The sequence below is a fragment of the Aliirhizobium sp. YIM B11859 genome (assembly GCF_057163345.1).
Window position 1 is genome coordinate 414,548 of record NZ_JBXHAY010000004.1, and the last position, 20,051, is coordinate 434,598.

The 20,051-nt window shown below is 61.3% G+C and carries 19 protein-coding genes; 16 read left to right on the top strand and 3 right to left on the bottom strand.

What is annotated here, in order from left to right; translation table 11 throughout:
- Positions 1 to 6 precede the first annotated feature (6 nt).
- The 5 genes from AC2GXZ_RS18405 to AC2GXZ_RS18425 are packed head-to-tail and all read left to right on the top strand — an operon-like array spanning position 7 to position 6,233.
- Positions 7 to 1,407, top strand: a complete 1,401-nt coding sequence (locus AC2GXZ_RS18405) for an amidase (RefSeq protein WP_483760633.1) — start codon at positions 7 to 9, stop codon at positions 1,405 to 1,407.
- Entirely contained in the window at positions 1,407 to 2,939 is a 1,533-nt protein-coding gene (locus tag AC2GXZ_RS18410) for an ABC transporter ATP-binding protein (RefSeq protein ID WP_483760634.1), read from the top strand. Before AC2GXZ_RS18405 ends, AC2GXZ_RS18410 begins: the two co-directional genes overlap by 1 nt.
- Complete coding sequence (locus AC2GXZ_RS18415; protein ID WP_483760635.1) at positions 2,929 to 3,978, top strand: ABC transporter permease; 1,050 nt, start codon at positions 2,929 to 2,931, stop codon at positions 3,976 to 3,978. Before AC2GXZ_RS18410 ends, AC2GXZ_RS18415 begins: the two co-directional genes overlap by 11 nt.
- Complete coding sequence (locus tag AC2GXZ_RS18420) at positions 3,975 to 4,919, top strand: ABC transporter permease (RefSeq protein WP_483760636.1); 945 nt, start codon at positions 3,975 to 3,977, stop codon at positions 4,917 to 4,919. The genes AC2GXZ_RS18415 and AC2GXZ_RS18420 overlap by 4 nt, the downstream gene beginning before the upstream one ends.
- Before the next feature lie 24 nt (positions 4,920 to 4,943).
- Complete coding sequence (locus tag AC2GXZ_RS18425; RefSeq protein ID WP_483760637.1) at positions 4,944 to 6,233, top strand: amidohydrolase family protein; 1,290 nt, start codon at positions 4,944 to 4,946, stop codon at positions 6,231 to 6,233.
- Positions 6,234 to 6,235: 2 nt separating this feature from the next.
- On the opposite strand, the gene AC2GXZ_RS18430 is transcribed toward AC2GXZ_RS18425, so the two are convergent.
- Positions 6,236 to 7,300, bottom strand: coding sequence for an ornithine cyclodeaminase (locus tag AC2GXZ_RS18430; protein ID WP_483760638.1), 1,065 nt, complete (start codon positions 7,298 to 7,300; stop codon positions 6,236 to 6,238).
- Positions 7,300 to 8,220: an arginase gene (rocF, locus tag AC2GXZ_RS18435; RefSeq protein ID WP_483760639.1), complete on the bottom strand. Its 921-nt coding sequence runs from the start codon at positions 8,218 to 8,220 to the stop codon at positions 7,300 to 7,302. The genes AC2GXZ_RS18430 and rocF overlap by 1 nt, the downstream gene beginning before the upstream one ends.
- Positions 8,221 to 8,337: 117 nt before the next feature.
- On the opposite strand from rocF, the gene AC2GXZ_RS18440 reads away from it, so the two are divergent.
- Together AC2GXZ_RS18440 and AC2GXZ_RS18445 are read left to right on the top strand one after the other, a co-directional pair.
- The gene (locus AC2GXZ_RS18440; RefSeq protein WP_483760640.1) at positions 8,338 to 8,775 is read left to right on the top strand and encodes an Lrp/AsnC family transcriptional regulator; all 438 of its coding nucleotides are present in this window, start codon (positions 8,338 to 8,340) and stop codon (positions 8,773 to 8,775) included.
- A gap of 89 nt (positions 8,776 to 8,864) precedes the next feature.
- Positions 8,865 to 10,034, top strand: a complete 1,170-nt coding sequence (locus AC2GXZ_RS18445; RefSeq protein WP_483760641.1) for a pyridoxal phosphate-dependent aminotransferase — start codon at positions 8,865 to 8,867, stop codon at positions 10,032 to 10,034.
- A gap of 7 nt (positions 10,035 to 10,041) precedes the next feature.
- Here the strand turns inward: AC2GXZ_RS18445 and AC2GXZ_RS18450 are convergent, their stop codons facing one another.
- Positions 10,042 to 10,713 carry a FadR/GntR family transcriptional regulator gene (locus AC2GXZ_RS18450; RefSeq protein WP_483760642.1) on the bottom strand — a complete coding sequence of 224 codons (672 nt, stop codon included), beginning with the start codon at positions 10,711 to 10,713 and terminating at the stop codon, positions 10,042 to 10,044.
- Positions 10,714 to 10,878: 165 nt separating this feature from the next.
- On the opposite strand from AC2GXZ_RS18450, the gene AC2GXZ_RS18455 reads away from it, so the two are divergent.
- The 9 genes from AC2GXZ_RS18455 (at position 10,879) to AC2GXZ_RS18495 (ending at position 19,890) form a co-directional block, all read left to right on the top strand.
- Positions 10,879 to 12,432, top strand: a complete 1,554-nt coding sequence (locus AC2GXZ_RS18455) for a sugar ABC transporter ATP-binding protein (RefSeq protein WP_483760643.1) — start codon at positions 10,879 to 10,881, stop codon at positions 12,430 to 12,432.
- Positions 12,433 to 12,437: 5 nt separating this feature from the next.
- Entirely contained in the window at positions 12,438 to 13,493 is a 1,056-nt protein-coding gene (locus tag AC2GXZ_RS18460; RefSeq protein WP_483760644.1) for an ABC transporter permease, read from the top strand.
- 116 nt (positions 13,494 to 13,609) lie between these two features.
- Complete coding sequence (locus AC2GXZ_RS18465) at positions 13,610 to 14,551, top strand: substrate-binding domain-containing protein (protein WP_483760645.1); 942 nt, start codon at positions 13,610 to 13,612, stop codon at positions 14,549 to 14,551.
- A gap of 68 nt (positions 14,552 to 14,619) precedes the next feature.
- Positions 14,620 to 15,630 carry an aldo/keto reductase gene (locus AC2GXZ_RS18470; protein ID WP_483760646.1) on the top strand — a complete coding sequence of 337 codons (1,011 nt, stop codon included), beginning with the start codon at positions 14,620 to 14,622 and terminating at the stop codon, positions 15,628 to 15,630.
- A gap of 4 nt (positions 15,631 to 15,634) precedes the next feature.
- Complete coding sequence (locus AC2GXZ_RS18475; protein WP_483760647.1) at positions 15,635 to 16,456, top strand: amidohydrolase family protein; 822 nt, start codon at positions 15,635 to 15,637, stop codon at positions 16,454 to 16,456.
- 1 nt (position 16,457) lies between these two features.
- Positions 16,458 to 16,787 carry an L-rhamnose mutarotase gene (locus tag AC2GXZ_RS18480; protein WP_483760648.1) on the top strand — a complete coding sequence of 110 codons (330 nt, stop codon included), beginning with the start codon at positions 16,458 to 16,460 and terminating at the stop codon, positions 16,785 to 16,787.
- A 12-nt stretch (positions 16,788 to 16,799) separates the two neighbouring features.
- Positions 16,800 to 17,531, top strand: a complete 732-nt coding sequence (locus AC2GXZ_RS18485; protein WP_483760649.1) for an SDR family oxidoreductase — start codon at positions 16,800 to 16,802, stop codon at positions 17,529 to 17,531.
- 42 nt (positions 17,532 to 17,573) lie between these two features.
- The gene (locus AC2GXZ_RS18490) at positions 17,574 to 18,419 is read left to right on the top strand and encodes a fumarylacetoacetate hydrolase family protein (protein WP_483760650.1); all 846 of its coding nucleotides are present in this window, start codon (positions 17,574 to 17,576) and stop codon (positions 18,417 to 18,419) included.
- A gap of 181 nt (positions 18,420 to 18,600) precedes the next feature.
- Positions 18,601 to 19,890: an L-fuconate dehydratase gene (locus AC2GXZ_RS18495; protein WP_483760651.1), complete on the top strand. Its 1,290-nt coding sequence runs from the start codon at positions 18,601 to 18,603 to the stop codon at positions 19,888 to 19,890.
- Positions 19,891 to 20,051: the final 161 nt, after the last annotated feature.

Genomic DNA, 20,051 nt, shown 5'->3' on the forward strand with positions numbered 1-20,051 from the left:
GCACCGATGCAGGCCGACGCGACAGCACTTGCCGAAGCGATCGGCCGCCGACAGATGACGGCGCGGCAGGCGATGGAAACATCGCTTGCCGCTGCCGAAAACCATCAGGCGCTCGGCGCCATATGTTACCTCGATGCCGAACAGGGATTGGCCTTAGCAGATGCGTTTGACGCATTGCCGGCCGACCAGCGGAAGTCGATGCCTTTCGGTGGTGTGCCGACTTTGGCAAAGGATCTCGGTGGTCCTTTCAAGGGCTTTCCGATAAGCGCCGGGTCGAAATCTCTCCCAAGGCAGGATAGATTGGCGGATTCCGACCTTGCCGCCCATTTCCGCAATGCTGGATTTTGCCTGTTCGGTATCACGACGACACCGGAATTCGGGCTTTCGCTGGCGAGTGAACCGGCGATCGGGCCGATCTCGGGCAATCCGCTTGATCCTTTTCTGACATCAGGCGGCTCCTCGGGCGGTGCTGCAGCGGCCGTTGCGGCCGGCATTGTTGCAATCGCCCATGCCACCGATGCCGGCGGCTCTATCCGGGTTCCGGCCGCCTGTTGCGGCCTTGTCGGCCTGAAACCCGGTCGTGGGGCAATGGCGGCCGGGCCGCTATTCACCAATCATCTCGGCGGGATTGCCAGCGAGCTTGCCGTCTGCCGCTCGGTGCGCGATGCGGAGCGCGCGTTTTCCGTCCTTTCGGGGGCTGCACGCGGGCCTTATCCGCCGGTCGATCGGGCCGTCGCTCCTGCCGGAAAACTTCGGGTCGGGCTACTGAATGATCTTGGACCGGCATTTGCGATCGATCCGATTCGCGCCGAGGCGATCGAGAATGCCGCGCGGATGCTGGAAGCGGAAGGGCACGAAATCGCTTCGCTCACCTGGGACGATATCCGGGCCGTTGTCGACGCATCAGGCCGGGCGTTTCGCGATGTGATTGCCATCAATCTGGCGAGCTTGGCCAAGATCCCCGGTATCGATGCCTCGCTTTGGGAACCGATGACACAGGCCGTTGCCGAGGAAGGCAGCTGGATGAGCGGCGTGCAGGTCTGGGATCTCGTGCAGGCGATGGTTTATGTCAGCCGCGATCTCTACGCTCTGTTCGACCGTTTCGACGCGTTGCTGACGCCAATGCTGACCTCCGCGCCAATGCCGATCGGTTCATTCCCGAGCGATCATCGGGATACCGACCTGCATTTTGCCCGCATGGGGTCTTTTGCGCCGCTGGCAGCACTCGCCAACATATCCGGATTCCCGGCAATCACCCTGCCTTTCGGGGTGGACAAGAGCGGCTTGCCCTTGCCGGTGCAGATGATTGCTCCTATGGGGCATGAGGCTCTGCTTCTGGCGCTTGCCGCAAGGCTTGAGCGTGAAGAGCGCTGGTCACACCGTTTTCCCATTGCAGGCCTTGGATAATGACTGAGACCGTTCTCGACATTTCGAACGTCAGCAAGCGTTTTGGCGACAATCTTGCCAATGACGATATCTCGCTGTCGCTCGGCAAAGGCGAGATCGTTGCGCTGCTGGGCGAAAACGGCGCCGGCAAAACGACGCTGATGAGCATTCTGTTCGGCCATTACGTGCCCGACACGGGTTCGGTCACCATCATGGGCGAGGCGCTGCCGCCTGGAAAGCCGCGCGCCGCAATCCGCGCCGGTATCGGCATGGTGCATCAGCATTTTTCACTGGCACCCAACCTGGCTGTGCTGGAAAACGTCATGACCGGGACGGAAAGTCTCTGGTCTTTCGGCTCCAATGTGTCTGCCGGGCGCAAGAAGCTGATCGAGATCTCGCAGCGCTTTGGCCTCAAGGTCGATCCCGGAGCAAGGCTTGGCGATCTTTCCGTCGGCGAGCAGCAGCGGGTGGAAATCTTGAAGGCGCTCTATAACGATGCGCGCATTCTTGTGCTCGACGAACCGACGGCGGTTCTGACCAAGCTCGAGGCTGAAACGCTGTTTTCGACGCTGAAGGACATGGCGCGGCAGGGCCTGTCGCTGATCTTCATTTCCCACAAGCTCGACGAGGTGATGGCGACCGCCGACCGGATCGTCGTGCTGCGTAGCGGCAAGCTGGTCGCCGAGCGCCGGGCCGGCGATACCAGCAAGGCGGAACTGGCTGAACTGATGGTAGGCCGCAAGGTGACGCGGCCAGTACGCGAGGCCTCGACGCCCGGTGAGATCGTGCTGGAGGCAGCCGGCGTCACGGTGCGTGCCAGCGGTATCGATCGTCTGAAGTCTATTGATTTTCGCCTGCGGGCCGGCGAGGTTCTGGGCATTATCGGCGTTTCCGGTAACGGTCAGGCCGTGCTGGCCCAGCTCCTGAGTGGCACGATCAGCCGCAGCGCCGGTGATCTGGTGTTGTTCGGCAAGGGTGTCGGCGATCTGACGGTGGCGGACGCGGTTTTGGCCGGCATCGGCCGCATTCCTGAGGATCGCAACCGAGACGGTGCGATCGGCGAGATGGCGATCTGGGAAAATGCCGTGCTCGAACGTCTGTCGCGGTTTTCGAAAGCGGGGTTGGTCGATCGCAAGGCGGGGATAGCCTTTGCGCAAAAGATCATCGATGGTTTTGACGTACGCGGGGGAACGCCCACCAGCCGTATCCGGCTCCTGTCCGGCGGCAACATGCAGAAGCTGATCCTTGGCCGCAACCTGATCGAACATCCGAAAATCCTTCTCGCCGCTCAGCCGGCACGCGGACTGGACGAAGGGGCGGTAGCCGCTGTCCACGAAAGGATACTGGCTGCCCGCAATGCGGGGGCGGCGGTGCTGCTGATATCCGAGGATCTCGACGAGGTGATGGCGCTGGCCGACCGCATCCAGGCAATCGTCGGCGGCAGGCTGTCGCCCTCGGTCAATGCGGAGGATGTCGATGCGCAGAGGCTCGGCCTGATGATGGCCGGGGAATGGGATATGCCGGGCATGAAGGACGCGACCGATGCGGTTTGAGAGGCGCGAACATCGCTCGACGCTGCTGGTGATCGCGACACCAATTCTGGCTGTGGTCGCAGCCCTTGCCATTGCGGGCGTGCTGATCGCGCTGGCCGGCGCGCCGGTGTTCCAGGCCTATTGGAAGATCCTGACCAGCGCCTTCGGCTCGCGGCTGTCTGCAACCGAAACGCTGACGCGTGCCTCACCGCTGATCCTGACCGGTCTTGCCGCGGCCGTCGCCTTTAGGGCGCGGCTTTGGAATATCGGCGGGGAGGGGCAGTTCTATCTCGGCGCCATCGCGGCCGCCGCCGCCAGCGTGCATCTTTTCGCCGGCCTGCCGTCGCTCTTGCAGATCCCGCTGCTTTTTGTTGTCGGCGCGGTCGCCGGCATGGTTCTGTTGCTGATGCCGCTGTGGCTGCGTCTGCGCTTCTCGGTCGATGAAGTGGTGACGACGCTGCTTTTGAATTTCGTGGCACTTCTGTTCGTCTCGATGCTGATCGACGGCGTGCTGAAGGATCCGGCCGCCTTCGGCTGGCCGCAATCGGAAGCGGTGGATGCCGCCGCCCGCCTGCCGAAACTGCTGGCCCGCTCGCGCCTGCATATCGGCCTTGGCATTGCCGTCGTGATCGCCTTCCTCATCTATTTCGTCCAGACGCGCACCGTCTTCGGCGTACAGTCGAGGGCTGCAGGTCTCAACCCATCCGGTGCTGTTTTTGCAGGCGTGCCGCTCGGCCGCACGTTGGTGATCGTCGCGATGATTTCCGGTGGTCTGGCGGGCCTTGCCGGCACGATCGAGGTTCTGGGCGTCAAGGGTTACGTGACGACCGACCTGTCGCCGGGTTACGGTTATTCCGGCATCGTCGTTGCCATGCTCGCCAATCTCAACCCGCTCGGCGTGGTTCTGGCAGCGCTGTTTACCGCCACGATGTTCGTCGGCGCCGACGGCATGAGCCGCAGCATGGGCATTCCGACTTACATTGCCGATGTGACGGTGGCGCTGTCGCTTCTCTCCATGCTCGTCGCGGTGTTCTTCACGCAATACAGGATACGCCGATGAGCGCGCTTTTCGATATCCTCGCTTCCGCTGGCCTCTGGGCCGCCGTGTTGCGCATCGCGACGCCTCTCATTCTCGGCACGCTTGGTGCATTGCTGTCCGAGCGTGCCGGCGTGCTGAACCTCGGCATCGAAGGCATCATGACCTTCGGCGCCATGGTCGGCTGGCTGACGGTCTATAACGGTGCCGATCTCTGGGTGGGTGTTCTGGCTGCTGCTCTCGGTGGGGCGATGTTCGGACTGTTGCATTCGCTGCTCACGGTGACGCTCGGCCTGTCGCAGCATGTGTCCGGCCTCGGTGTCACGTTGTTTGCCTCAAGCTTTGCCTATTACGTTTTCCGGCTGATGGTGCCGGTTGCCGGCACGCCGCCAACGATCACGCCGTTCCAGCCGCTCGATATTCCCGGCCTGTCGTCACTTCCCTTCTTCGGTCCCGCCTTTTTCAACCAGACGGCGCCGACCTATCTGGCAATCGGGCTTGCCATCGCGCTTGCCTATCTGATCGCTCGCACGCCGGTGGGGCTTGCGATCCGCATGACGGGCGAAAATCCGCATGCGGCGGAGGCGCAGGGGCTGAATCCGATGGCAGTTCGTTACGGCGCGGTGATTGCCGGAAGCGCGCTGATGGGCGTCGGCGGCGCGTTCCTGACGCTTTCTGCTTTCAACAGCTTTTTCCCGACCATGGTTCAGGGGCGCGGCTGGATTTGTATCGCGCTGGTAGTTTTTGCCTCGTGGAGGCCGGAACGGGCGCTGCTTGGCGCGATCCTGTTTGCGCTGTTCGATGCCTTCCAGCTTCGGCTGCAGACGGTGCTGAATGGTGTCGTGCCGTACCAGATTTTCCTGATGATCCCTTATCTGTTGTCCATCGTGGCACTGGCTGTCATGGCACGGCGTGCCCGCGTTCCGCAGGCGCTGATGCAGCCTTACCGGCGCGGCGAGCGCTGACGTTTTTATTCCGAGGAGTTTTCCATGTTCGATCTCATCATCAAAAACGCCAACCTGCCGGATGGCCGCAAGGGTATCGATATCGCCGTTTCGGGTGGCAAGATTGCCGCGATCGAGGCGAATATCGCAGGCGGGGCGCAGGAAACCATCGATGCGACGAACCGGCTGGTCAGCACCTCCTTTGTCGATCCGCATTTCCACATGGACGCAACCCTGTCGCTCGGCCTGCCGCGGATGAACGTCTCCGGCACGCTGCTGGAGGGCATCGCGCTGTGGGGCGAGCTTCGGCCGATCCTGACCAAGGAGGCGCTGGTCGAGCGCGCTCTCGCCTATTGCGATCTCGCCGTATCTCAGGGGCTTCTGCATATCCGCACCCATGTCGATACCTCCGATCCGCGGCTGGTGACGGCGGAAGCCATGCTGGAAGTGAAGGAGCGGGTGGCACCCTATATCGACCTGCAACTCGTCGCCTTCCCGCAGGACGGTTATTATCGCGCAGCAGACGGCGTGAAATCGTTGGAGCGGGCGCTCGACATGGGCGTCGATATCGTCGGCGGCATTCCGCATTTCGAGCGCACCATGCAGGATGGTGCAGCCTCGGTGGAAGCGCTTTGCCGCATCGCCGCCGATCGCGGCCTGCCGGTCGATATGCATTGCGACGAGACCGACGATCCGATGTCGCGTCATATCGAGACCCTGTCTGCCCAGACGGTGCGGTTCGGCCTGCAGGGAAGGGTTGCCGGTTCCCACCTGACCTCGATGCATTCGATGGATAATTATTACGTCTCGAAACTGATCCCGCTGATGGCGGAAGCCGAGATCAACGTCATCCCCAATCCGCTGATCAACATCATGCTGCAGGGCCGCCACGACACCTATCCGAAACGCCGCGGTATGACGCGGGTGCGCGAGCTGATGGCGGCCGGCCTCAACGTCTCTTTCGGCCATGACTGCGTGATGGATCCCTGGTATTCGATGGGGTCCGGCGACATGCTGGAAGTCGGACACATGGCGATCCATGTGGCGCAGATGGCGAGCGTCGAGGACAAGAAGAAGATCTTTGACGCCTTGACGGTGAATTCGGCCAAGACGATGGGGCTTGAGAACTACGGCCTGTCGGTCGGCTGCAATGCCGACCTCGTTATGCTGCAGGCGGAAGACGTGCTGGAAGCATTGCGGCTGAAGCCGACGCGGCTTGCGGTCATCCGGCGCGGCAAGGTGATTGCCCGCACCGAACCGAAGGTCTCGCATCTCGTACTGGATGGCCGGCCGGGTCAGATCGACGCCGGCCGCAACCCCACGACGCGCGGTTAAGCTCAGGCAGGCTGGAGCGCTGCCGCCTGGCGGCGCAAGAGCATGCCGAACAGGTCTCGTGGTTCGTCCGGATCGGCGACCAGATCGAGTTTTTCGAACCGGGTGCTGCCCTTCAGCTTGTCATAGACATACCGAAGTGCGGAAAAATCTTCTGTCGCGAAACCGACGCTGTCGAACAGGGTGATTTGCCGTGCGTCTTTTCGCCCGGCTGTCTGGCCGGTGATCACCTGCCAGAGTTCGATGACCGGATGATCGGCGTCGAGCTGCTGGATCTCGCCTTCGACGCGGGTCTGCGGCGGGTATTCGACGAAGATCGATGAGCGCTTGAGGATATCCCGGTGCAGTTCCGTCTTGCCGGGGCAATCGCCGCCGACGGCGTTGATATGGACGCCGGGACCGATCATGTTGTCGGAGAGGATCGTGGCATTCTGCTTGTCGGCGGTGGCGGTGGTGATGATTTCCGCACCTTCGACCGCTTCTTCGGCGCTGCGACAGGCGGTGATGGTCAAGCCGAGTTGCGAGAGATTGCGGCGGCACCGGTCGGTCGCGGTCGGGTCGATATCGTAGAGCCTCAGGTTTTCGATCCCGAGCAGTGACTTGAAGGCCAGCGCCTGGAATTCGCTCTGGGCACCGTTGCCGATCAGCGCCATGGTTTTGGCACCCTTCGGCGCCAGATGCCGTGCCGCGACAGCGGATGTGGCAGCGGTCCTGAGCGCGGTCAGGATCGTCATTTCCGACAGAAGTAGCGGATAACCGCTGTCGACATCCGACAAAACGCCGAAAGCGGTCACCGTCTGGCGGCCGCTTTTCGTGTTTTTAGGATGACCGTTCACATACTTGAAAGCGTAGAGCGTACCGTCGCTTGCCGGCATCAGCTCGATCACCCCGTCACGCGAATGCGAGGCGATGCGAGCGACCTTGTCGAACAGTTCCCAACGGCGAAAATCCTCCTCCACATAGGCGGCGAGTTCGGTCAGAAAGGTCTCGGTGCCGGTGGAGAGCACCAGATCCATCATGTTCTCGACACTGATGAAGGGGACGATGTTGAGATTCTGTTCGGCCGGCATCAGTAGCTCCTTGTCGGTCGGTCGAGGACCTTGCGGCCCATCAGGCTTGCGGTGAGATCGACGAGAAGCGTGGCGGTGCGGCCGCGCTCGTCGAGGAAAGGGTTGAGTTCGACCAGATCGAGGCTGGTGACGAGCCCGCTGTCATGCAGCATTTCCATCACCAGATGCGCCTCGCGGAAGGTGGCGCCGCCCGGAACCGTGGTGCCGACAGCCGGCGCGATCGACGGGTCGAGGAAATCGACATCGAGGCTGACATGCAGCAGGCCGTTTGCAGCTTCGACCTCTTCGAGAAAACGGCGCAGCAGCACGGCGACGCCATGTTCGTCGATCGTACGCATGTCATGCACGGTGACGGCGTTTTCCTTCAGCGCATCGCGCTCGGCCGGATCGACGCTGCGGATGCCGATCATGCAGACATTGGCGGGATCGACCGGATGCGAAAGCGGCGGCAGGTAGCCGTCGAAGCCGGGGCGGCCGGTATAATAGGCGGCTGGCAGGCCATGAAGATTGCCGCTTTTCGTTGAATCGAGCGTGTGGAAATCCGTATGCGCATCCAGCCAGAGGACGAAGAGCTGGCGGCCCTGTTCTGCTGCGCGCCGAGCGACACCGGCAACCGTGCCGGCCGACAGCGCGTGGTCGCCGCCCATGAAGATCGGCATGCCTTCACCGCTTTCGCGATAAGCGACGTCGGTCAGGAGTTTTGTCCAGGCGGCGATTTCGGGCAGGTTGCGCACGGCTGGGTTCGGATGGGTGACATCCGGCAGGTCGCTGATCACGACATTGCCGATATCGGTGACCTCGTGGCCAAGTTCCTCAAGCGCGCCCTTGAGATCGGCGACGCGAAGAGCACTCGGGCCCATTTCGCAGCCAAGCTGCGAAGCGCCGTCCTGAAGAGGGATACCGATCAGTCTGCAATGCATGTCTTTACTCCATTTCTCTCAAAAAAAAACATATGTCTCTGGCGGAATGAATAGATCGAATTGCCAAAACAGACAAAATGGCTTTCCATTTTGGCAGTATGATTTATCAATTCGTCCATGGATGAATTCGATCATAAGCTGGTGACGCTTTTGCGTCACGATGCGCGTCGCAGCATTTCTGACCTTGCGGCCGATCTCGGTACCTCGCGGGCGACGGTTCGGGCGCGCATGGAAAAGCTGGAACGGAACCGCGACGTCCTCGGCTATACGGTAATCCTGAGGGCCGATGCCGTCGAGCTTCCGGTGCGTGGTATCATGATGGTGGAGATCGAGGGGCGTGTCGCCGACCGGGTGATCCAGACGCTTGGCGGCTTTCCGGAAGTTTCCGAGATTCACACCACCAATGGGCGGTGGGATCTGGTTGTCGAATTGGGCACCGCGACACTTGCCGATTTCGACAATGTGCTTCGCCGCATCAGGCTGGTGCAGGGGATTACCGCCAGCGAAACGAACCTGCTTCTGGCGACGCCGCGCAGTACCCGCGCACGGCTGTGAGCTTTTGCCCAAAGCGCCGTTGACGGCTGTCAACGGCGCGCTTAGTCCTTGCGCCCTCACATATTGATTTCCTTCAAGTCGAGACGCCCATGACCATTATCAGACCGGATATCAGCGCCCGTGCCGCGGCAGCACCTCGCAGTGGTATTGGCGAGATCGTCGCCTATGCCAGAGGCCGCGAAAACCTGATGCCGCTCTGGATCGGTGAGGGCGATCTGCCGACGCCGGACTTCATCACCAAGGTAGCCGGTGAGGCGCTTGCCGCCGGCGAGACCTTCTATACCTGGACGCAAGGGATCCCCGAGCTTCGTCAGGCGATCCTGCGTTATTATGAGCGCCACTACGCCACCAGCCTTTCGGTCGATAACATCTATGTCACCGGATCGGGCATGCAGTCGATCGTGCTGGCGCTTCAGGCGGCGGTCTCGGCCGGTGACGAAATCATCTATCTCTCGCCGTCATGGCCGAATGCGATGAATGCGGCTCTCGTGGCCGAGGTGACGCCGAGGCCTGTCCTTCTCGACTTCATCGATGGGCAATGGAAGACCAATATCGATCGTCTGGCATCTGCGATTACCGACAAGACCAAAGCGCTGTTCATAAATTCGCCATCCAACCCGACCGGCTGGACGGCAACCAGAGACGATCTGGTCGCGATCATTGATCTCGCCCGCAAGCATGGCCTGTGGATCATCGCCGACGAAATTTATGGCCTTTATCATTTCGATGGTGCGCGCGCGCCGTCCTTCATGGATGTGATGGAGCCGGAAGACCGGATCATCTTCGCCCAGTCGTTTTCGAAGAACTGGTGCATGACCGGCTGGCGGGTCGGCTGGATGGTGGCGCCGGCCGAAATCGGCCAGACGCTGACCAATCTCATCCAGTATTCCACCTCCGGCGTGGCACAGTTCATGCAGAAGGGTGCGATCGCCGCCCTCGATCACGGCGATGATTTCATCCGCACCAATATCGAGAGGGCGCGGACATCGCGCGATATTCTCTGCGACGCATTGGTGGCGACCAACCGGGTCGAGACCGGCCGCCCGCCCGGTGCGCTTTATGCCTTCCTGAAAATCGACGGCGTTACCGATGCGCGGGCTGAAGCCTTCAAGATCGTCGATGCGACGGGTGTCGGCCTGGCGCCAGGCACGGCGTTCGGACCGGGTGGCGAGACGTTCCTGCGGGCCTGTTATCTGCGTGATCCGAAGCAGGTGGCAGATGCCGCTGAGCGGCTGAGCAACTATATCCGGGCTCTTTAACGCAGCATCAATTTTCCAGCCAGCGGCGGCCGGAGGCGGAAAGATGCGAATGCATCGCCGCCTGTGCCGCCAGTGGATCACGGGCCTCCAGCGCAGCCAGAATAGCGTGATGTTCTGTCAGCGCGACAGTCCAGCTCTCTGCCGTTTCGAAATGTCCGCGTATGCCGGCCGAAAGCGGACTGTGCCGCTCGTCGAACAGGTTGGCGACGATCTCCGCAAGCAGGCTGTTGCCTGCACTCTGGGCGATGGTCAGGTGGAAGGCGCGGTCCTGCTCGATCGGCTTTCGCGCATTGGTAATATCATCCGCCATCGCCTCCAGTATTGTGTGCAGCGACGCGAGTGTCTCATCGGTAATCGTTGCCGCGGCCTGGACGATGATGGCGCTTTCGATGACCGCGCGCGCCTGCATCAGTTCCGAAGGGCTTTCTCCGAGCGATCGGCCATTGCCGGCCGGCTTTGCCGTGTTGAGCACATAGATGCCCGAGCCCATCCTGATCTCGATCGCGCCGTCGATTTCGAGCGCGATCAGTGCCTCGCGAAGCGACGGGCGTGACACGCCGAGCTGCTGCGCCAGTTCGCGTTCTGCGGGAAGGCGGGTGCCGGGGTGATAGTTGCCGGAGGCGATAAGCTGCCGGACGCGGTCCGCAGTCTGCTGGTAGAGGCGTCGTGTATCCGTCATTGAGGTCAGGCCAATTGCGCATTTATTGAGCAGTCGGGCGCCACTTGGCGGCAAAATTTGGCAGGACGCAAGAAAAATCTGCAAATTGGCTTGACCAAAAGCAATGCGCGGGATTTTATGTCGCACAAGGGCCGTGGGAAGCCCTTGCGCGAAGAGGAGATCGCGATGGGAGGAGTGCCGCAACCTGCTGGCGCCAACGGCATGGTCATGCCTTCGGTTCTGTTGAAGCTGGAAGCCGTGTCTAAGGAATTTCCGGGCGTCAAGGCGCTGTCGGGCGTCAGTTTCGATCTGCGCGCCGGCGAGGTGCATGCCGTCTGCGGCGAAAACGGCGCCGGCAAGTCGACACTGATGAAGATCATCAGCGGCGTCTATCAGCCGAATTCGGGCTCTATTGTCTTCAAGGGCGAGACCGTGCAGTTTGCTTCGACCTTGCAGTCGGAAGCCGCCGGCATTGCCATCATTCACCAGGAGCTCAATCTCGTTCCGCATCTGACGGTCGCGGAAAACATCTATCTCGCCCGCGAACCGCGTCGCGGCTTTCTGGTCGATCGCAAACGCCTTCTCACGGATGCGAAACGCTGTCTCGACAGGCTCGGCGTCGACATTGACCCGAACGTGCAGGTGCGGACGTTATCGGTCGCCCAGTGCCAGATGGTCGAGATTGCCAAGGCACTGTCGCTCGATGCAACCGTGCTGATCATGGACGAGCCGACCTCCTCGCTGACGGAGCAGGAGGCGCAGCTTCTGTTCAAGGTGATCCGGGATCTGAAGGCCCAGGGCACCGGTATTATCTATATCTCGCACCGTCTGGACGAGATGGCGGAGATCGTCGATCGTGTCACCGTGCTGCGCGACGGTCGTTATATCTCGACCGACGATTTTGCCGATCTGACCGTCGATGACATCGTGGCGCGCATGGTCGGCCGCTCGCTGGAAGACAAGTTCCCCGAGCCGACGCGCGTGCCGGGCGACGAAGTGATCTTCTCGGCAAGCGGTCTGACCAGACGCGGCGTATTTTCGGACATCAATTTCGAGATCCGTCGCGGTGAGATCCTTGGTTTTGCCGGGCTGATGGGGGCAGGGCGGACGGAAGTGGCGCGTGCGATCTTCGGCGCCGATCCGCTTGATGCCGGCACGATCATGCTTGACGGCAACGAATTGAAGATCTCCGATCCACGCAACGCCATCGATGCAGGGATCGCCTATCTTTCCGAAGACCGCAAGGCGCAGGGACTGGCGGTAAAAATGCCGGTCGATGCCAATCTGGTCATGGCGCGGATGGAGGCGGTCGCGAGCCGTTTCGGCGTGATAGACCGCAGGCGCCACCGCGAGGCGGGCCAGCGTTATGTCGATCTCCTGAACATCCGCACGCCGAGCCTCAGTCAGCCGGTGCGGCTTCTATCCGGTGGCAACCAGCAGAAGATCATCATCGGCAAATGGCTGTTTCGCGAGCCGCGCGTCATGTTCTTCGACGAGCCGACGCGCGGCATCGATGTGGGTGCCAAATTCGCCATCTACCAGATCATGGACGAGCTTGCCGCCCGCGGCATTGGCATCGTGCTGATCAGTTCGGAACTGCCGGAAGTGCTGGGCATGTCCGATCGCATCGCCGTCTTCCATGGCGGGCACATCACCGCGACGCTTACGACGCGGATGACCTCCCAGGAAGAAATCATGCATTACGCCTCCGGCAGTGGTCGGCGTGGCGAACAGGGATAAAGAGCATGACCGACATGACCAGTGAAAAGCCGGTACAGCAGCCGGTCCCGAGCCCGGCCGGTCAGGGCCGCCGCCTCAGCGAGCGGCAGAAGGACATCATTCAAAAATTTGCAGCGCTTGGCAGTCTCGTCGTGTTGGCTGCGGTATTTTCGGCAACCAGCAGCGCCTTCATGACGGTCGGCAACGGCATGACCATCGCCTTGCAGGTCACTTCGATCGCATTGCTCGGTATCGGGGCAACTTACGTCATCATCACCGGTGGCATCGATCTTTCGGTCGGCTCGGTTCTGGCGCTTGCCGGCGTGGTGGCGGCGCTCGCCGTCAAGGAACTGCAATTGCCGATCTGGATCGGCATGCTGCTCGGCATTCTCACCGGCGCATTCTGTGGGCTGATCAACGGTTTCATGGTAACGCAGCTGAAGCTTCCCCCCTTTATCGCAACGCTCGGTATGATGCTGATCGCTCGCGGCGTTGCATTGCAGATCACCGGCGCGAGAGCTGTTTCGGGCCTTGGCGAAGCCTTCGGCGAACTTGGCAACGGTTCGCTGTTCCGCATCGAATCGCTTGACGATCAGGGCTTTCCGGTCGTTACCTTTCCCGGCATTCCCTATCCGGTCGTGATCATGGTCGTGATCGGCCTGATTGCGGCCTTCGTGCTGAACCGCACGGTGCTCGGCCGTTATATCTATGCGATCGGATCCAATGCCGATGCGGCGAGGCTTTCGGGCGTCAATGTTTCGCGCGTTACCGCATTCACCTATGTTGTGTCGGGGGCGCTTGCCGGCCTCACCGGCTGCGTGCTGATGTCGCGTCTCGTCACCGCCCAGCCGAACGAGGGTGTGGCCTATGAACTCGATGCCATCGCCAGTGCCGTCATCGGCGGCACGTCGTTGATCGGCGGGGTCGGAACGATTTCCGGCACGATGATCGGCGCCTTCGTCATCGGCATCTTGCGCAATGGTTTGAACATGAACGGCGTCTCCGCCTTCACCCAGCAGATCATCATCGGCCTCGTCATACTGGTCACCGTGTGGATCGACCAGCTGCGCAACCGCCGCTGAGGACAAGGGAACGGCCGGGGGCCGGACCTGACTATGGAAAGCCACGGGGAGGGGAGGAGCCTTCCCTTTAAACGAACCCCAAGGGACATCCCGGGGTCATTCGAGGAGGAAAAGACATGCGTAGACTTGCAACGGTCCTGATGGCGTCGGCACTTGCCTTTGCCGGGGCATCCGCCGCATCGGCCGGCGAAATCGCCGTCATCGTCAAGACGGTCAACTCGACCTTCTGGCAGAACGTGCAGAAGGGTGCCGAAGCCGCGATCGGAAGTGCCAAGGGTAACACGATGACCTTCCAGGGCCCGGCGGCCGAATCCGCCATCGCCGACGAGGTCAACATGGTCGAGAACGCCGTCAACCGTAAGGTTTCGGCGATCCTGCTTGCGCCGTCCGATCCGGACGCGCTGGTGCCGGCCGTCAAAAAGGCCTGGGAAGCCCGTATCCCGGTCGTCATCATCGACAGCCAGCTCGCCAGCGGCGCCGACAAATATTACCAGTCCTTCCTTGCCACCGACAACCGCAAGGCCGGTGAACTGGCCGCGAAGGCGCTGATCGAGAAGGTCGGCACGACCGGCAAGATCGCCGTCATGTCCTATGTCGCCGGTGCCGGTTCCGAGATTGGCCGCGTCGGTGGCTTTACCGACTACATCAAGGCCAATTCCAAGCTCGAGATCGTCGGCCCCTATTATTCGCAGTCGCAGATGGCAACGGCGCTCAACCAGACCACCGACGTTCTGGCCGCCAATAGCGACCTCAAGGGCATTTTCGGTGCCAATGAGCCGACGGCGATCGGCATGGGCCGGGCGATCAAGCAGGCCGGCAAGGCCGGCAAGATCGTGGCGATCGGCTTTGACGGAAACCAGGACCTGCAGGAATTCGTGAAAGACGGCACGCTGACCGCGACCGTTGTCCAGGGCTCCTACCAGATGGGCGAAAAGGGCATCCAGACGCTGGCCTCCATCCTCGCCAAGCAGAAGGTCGAAAAGACCGTCGATACCGGTGTCGTTGTTGTGACGAAGGAAAACATCGACAAGCCGGAAGCCAAGAACGTTCTCTACTAAGCAGACCGGCGCGCGGGTGGTTTCGCCCGCGCGCTCCTTTTCGATGATGATCAGGATTTGAGAATATCATGAAGGTTTCGGACAGGCGCAGGCTGCGCGATCGCGACGTCTCGTTTACGCTCATGGGCCTGGGCTGCGCCCAGATGGGCAATCTCTACCGGCTGACCCCCTATCAGGAATCCTTGAGTGCCTTTGAGGCCGCCTGGGATGCCGGCATCCGCTATTTCGATACGGCGCCTTTTTACGGCTACACCCGTTCGGAGCGTCGTCTGGGCACGATGGTGACGGACCGCGAGCGGGACGATTATGTGCTCAGCACCAAGGTCGGCCGCATCATGGTGCCAGATGAGACTGTGGGGCCGGAAGAGGATGCCTATGTCGCACCGCTGCCGTTCCGGCCTCATTATGATTACAGCTATGACGCGATCATGCGCTCCTTCGAGGCGAGTCGTCAGCGTCTCGGCGTGTTCAAGCCCGACATCCTCTATGTCCACGATATCGGCCGCGCCACCCATGGCGATCTCCACCAGCATTATTGGGACCAGCTGACCAAGGGCGGCGGCTTTCGCGCACTCGGCGAGTTACGAGTGTCCGGCATGGTCAAGGCGATCGGCCTCGGCGTCAACGAGTGGCAGGCAGTCGCCGATGCGATGGACGAATGCGACATTGACGTCTCAATGCTCGCCGGTCGCTACACGCTGCTGGAACATGAAGAAAGCCTGCCGCTTCTCGATCGTTGCCATCGCCAGGGTGTCGGTATTGTCGTTGCCGGCGCCTTCAATTCCGGCCTTCTGGCGGGCAATCGTAAGTTCAACTATGCCGATGCGCCGGCTGATATTCTCGCCCGCGTCGGCGAGATCGAAGCGGCCTGCGAGGCCGAAGGCGTTGCCATGCAGGCAGCGGCGCTCGCCTTCCCCGCACAGCATCCGGCCGTCGTCACCGTCGTGTCGGGCGCCCGCAATGGCGACCAGATAAAGGCCAATGTCGGCTGGTTCGAGCAGGACATCCCGGGTTCCTTCTGGACACGACTGAAGGACAAGGGCGTGATTTCCGCCGACGCCCAGGTTGCGGGTGGTTGAGCCGATGATCATCGATGCCCACCAGCATTTCTGGCTGATGAAAGACCGTAAGGGCGACTGGCCGCCGCCGGAACTCGCCGCCATCCATCGTGATTTCCTGCCCGGCGATCTTGCACCAGAGATCGAAGCCGCTGGTGTCGGCGGCACGATCCTCGTGCAGTCTCTGCCAAGCGTTGAAGATACCCGGTTCATGCTGGGGCTGGCCGAGAAGAGCGAGACCATTCTGGGTGTCGTCGGCTGGGTCGAGATGAAGGCGGCGGATGCACCAGCCGTGATTACCGAACTGGCCAGATCGCCCAAGCTCAAGGGGCTGAGGCCGATGCTGCAGGGCATTGCCGATCCCGACTGGATCGACGATCCGGCGCTGGAGCCGGCGGTCGATGCGATGATGGCGCATCATCTGGTCTTCGATGCGCTGGTACTGGAACCGCATCTTTCGGCTCTGCATGCCTTTGCCCGCCGTCATCCCGGCCTGCCGGTCGTCATCGATCACGGCGCCAAGCCACGGATTTCGGAAGGCCATTATCGCGACTGGCGGCATGGCATGCTGCGGCTCGCCGAACTTCCCAATGTTTTCTGCAAGCTCTCCGGTCTGCTGACGGAGGCTGGCGACCAGAAGCCCGAGGCGCTGCGGCCCTATATCGAGACGATAATCGAACTTTTCGGTGCAGAGCGGGTGATCTGGGGCAGCGACTGGCCGGTCGTCAATCTCGCAGGCAGTTATGCGGGGTGGATCGAACAATGCCGCGAAATTGTGCCGGATGCCGTCCATGATGCGGTGTTCGGCGGCAATGCCCGCCGTTTCTACGGTCTGCAGGGAGTGTGAGATGCAGAGAATGGGAATGGTGATCGGCCTCGAGCCGGAGAAGGTCACCGAATACAAGGCACTTCACGCCGCCGTCTGGCCGGAGATTCTCGATCTCCTGTTGCGCTGCAACATCCGCAATTATTCGATTTTCCTGCGCGAGCCGGAGAACCTGCTGTTCGGTTATTGGGAATACCATGGCACTGATTTCGCTACCGATATGGCGATGATGGCAGCCGATGAAAAGAACCAGGAATGGTGGACGTACTGCATTCCCTGCCAAAGGCCTTTCGCGACGCGAAAGGATGGGGAATGGTGGGCATCGATGGATGAGGTGTTCCATCTCGACTGAAAGGGAGAAGATATGACTAAGCTAGGAGGCAAGGTGGTCGTGGTGACCGCTGCTGGTCAGGGAATAGGTCGGGCCAGCGCGCTCGCTTACGCCGCGGCCGGTGCCAAGGTCTGGGCAACTGATATCAATGAAGAAGCACTGGCAACGCTGAATGGCAGCGCCAATATCGAGACATCGAAGCTTGATGTCCTCGATGCAGCTTCGGTGACGGCATTCTTTGAACGCATCGGCGCAGTCGATGTTCTGTTCAACTGCGCCGGCGTCGTGCATGGCGGCTCGGTGCTGGAGATGACGGACAAGGATCTAGATTTCGCTTTCGATCTCAATGTCCGCGCAATGGTGCGCACGATCAAGGCCGTGCTGCCAGGCATGCTGGAGCGTGGCGACGGCACGATCATCAACATGGCCTCTATCGCATCGAGTTCCAAGGGTGTGCCGAACCGTTGCGCCTATGGCACGACCAAGGCAGCCGTTATCGGCCTGACCAAGGCAATTGCAGCCGATTACGTCACGCGCGGCATTCGCTGCAACGCGATTTGCCCTGGCACGGTCGAAAGCCCGTCGCTGGAAAGCCGGATGCGTGCTCAGGGCAATTACGACGAAGCCCGTGCGGCCTTCATCGCCCGCCAGCCGATGGGGCGTCTCGGCAGCCCGGAGGAAATCGCCGAACTCGCCGTTTATCTTGCCGGCGCTACCTACACGACCGGTCAGGCCGTCGGCATTGACGGCGGCTGGTCGATCTGAGCTGTTTTGAAAAGCAAGTTTTGAACTGAAAGGACTATCTCCATGAAATTCCTGCGTTATGGCGCACCCGGTGCGGAAAAGCCCGCAATCGTCGATGCCGACGGCAAGATCCGCGATCTGTCTGCGCATGTCACCGACCTCTCGGGCGCGGCACTGGCCCCCGATGCGCTGGCGAAGCTCGGCGCGATCGATGTCAGCAGCCTGCCGCTGGTCGAAGGTTCGCCGCGTCTTGGCCCCTGCGTTGCCGGCACCGGCAAGTTCATCTGCATTGGTCTCAATTATTCCGACCATGCCGCCGAAACCGGCGCGACCGTGCCGCCGGAGCCGATCATCTTCATGAAGGCATCGTCCGCCATCGTCGGCCCGAATGACGACGTCACCATTCCGCGCGGTTCCGAAAAGACCGACTGGGAAGTCGAGCTCGCCGTCGTCATCGGCAAGACCGCCAAATATGTGAGCGAAGCCGATGCGCTTGATTATGTCGCCGGTTATTGCGTCACCAACGACGTCTCCGAACGCGCCTTCCAGACGGAACGCTCGGGCCAGTGGACCAAGGGCAAGTCCTGCGACACGTTCGGTCCGATGGGGCCTTGGCTCGTCACCAAGGACGAGGTTCCGGACCCGCAGAACCTCGGCATGTGGCTGACGGTGAACGGCGAAAAAATGCAGGACGGTTCGTCGAAGACCATGGTCTACGGCGTCGCCTTCCTCGTCTCCTACCTGTCGCAGTTCATGTCGCTGCATCCGGGCGATGTGATCTCCACCGGCACGCCTCCGGGCGTCGGCATGGGCCTCAAGCCGCCGCGTTACCTGAAGCCCGGTGATGTCGTCGAACTGGGCATCGAAGGCCTTGGCACCCAGAAACAGACTTTCCAGGCCGACATCTGAGCCAACTGATCGGCGCGCCGGCAGGAGGCTGGCGCGCCGATTTCATCACGACCCAAAGCATGTCGCGCGAACGTTTGCAGCGGTTTTTCGCCGACGAGATGCAGCAAGACAAAAACTGAAGCGTGATGCGCGGATCCGAAGGGTCGCGAGGCGCTTTAGCCGGCAGAGGAGGCCGCAGACCATGACCCGCATCACCAATCTTCGTGTTTTCGACTTGCGCTTCCCGACCTCGGCAAGCCTCGACGGTTCGGATGCGATGAACCCCGATCCGGATTATTCGGCTGCCTATGTCATCCTCGAAACCGACAAGGATGGCATTTCCGGCCATGGCCTGACCTTCACCATCGGCCGCGGCAACGACATTTGCTGCATGGCGATCGAGGCGATGCGCCATCTGGTGGTCGGCAAGGATCTGGCCGAGATGCGCGCCGCCCCCGGAAAGTTCTGGCGGCACCTGACCGGCGACAGCCAGTTGCGCTGGATCGGCCCTGAGAAGGGCGCCATGCATCTGGCGACTGGCGCCGTGGTCAACGCGCTCTGGGATGCGCTCGCCAAGGAGGCGGGCATGCCGGTTTGGAAATTCGTCTCCACCATGTCTCCGGAAGAGATCGCCGATATCGTCGACTACCGTTACCTGACCGATGCGCTCACCCGCGACGAGGCGATCGACATCCTGCGCAAGGCCGAGAGCGGAAAGGCGGAGCGCATCGCCATACTCGAAAATGAGGGTTACGCCTGCTATACGACATCCGCCGGCTGGCTCGGTTACCCCGACGACAAGCTGCGGCGGCTCGCGCAGGAAGCGGTCGATGCAGGCTTCAGCCATGTGAAGATGAAGGTCGGTCGCGATCTGGAAGACGATATCCGTAGGCTCACCATTTGCCGCGAGGTGATCGGCCCGGATCGTTATATGATGATCGATGCCAATCAGGTCTGGGATGTGAACCAGGCGATCGACTGGGTGAAGGCACTTTCCTTCGCCAATCCCTTCTTCATCGAGGAGCCGACCAGCCCGGATGATGTGGCCGGCCACAAGAAGATCCGTGAAGCGATTGCGCCGGTGAAGGTCGCGACGGGCGAAATGTGCCAGAACCGCATCATGTTCAAGCAGTTCATCGCAGAAGGCGCGATCGACATCGTGCAGATCGATGCCTGCCGCATGGGAGGATTGAACGAGGTTCTGGCGGTATTGCTGATTGCCGCCAAATACGGCAAGGCGGTCTGGCCGCATGCCGGCGGCGTCGGCTTGTGCGAATATGTGCAGCACCTGTCGATGATCGACTACATTGCCGTATCGGGGACAAAGGAAGGACGCGTGATCGAATATGTCGACCACTTGCACGAACACTTCATCGACCCCTGCGTGATCAAAAACGCCGCCTACATGCCGCCGTCACGACCGGGCTTCTCGATCGAGATGAAACCGCAGTCGATCGAGGCTTACCAGTTCGGACGGCCGAAGGCGGCGTAAATAAAGCGGCTACGAAGTTCGCCGCTGCCCCTCATCCGCCTGCCGGCACCTTCTCCCCGTGAACGGGGAGAAGGAAGAATGCCGCAACGTCTCTGGTTTTCGGCAATATTGAGCGAGGCACGTCCCCTCGCCCCGTTCACGGGGAGAGGGTTAGGGTGAGG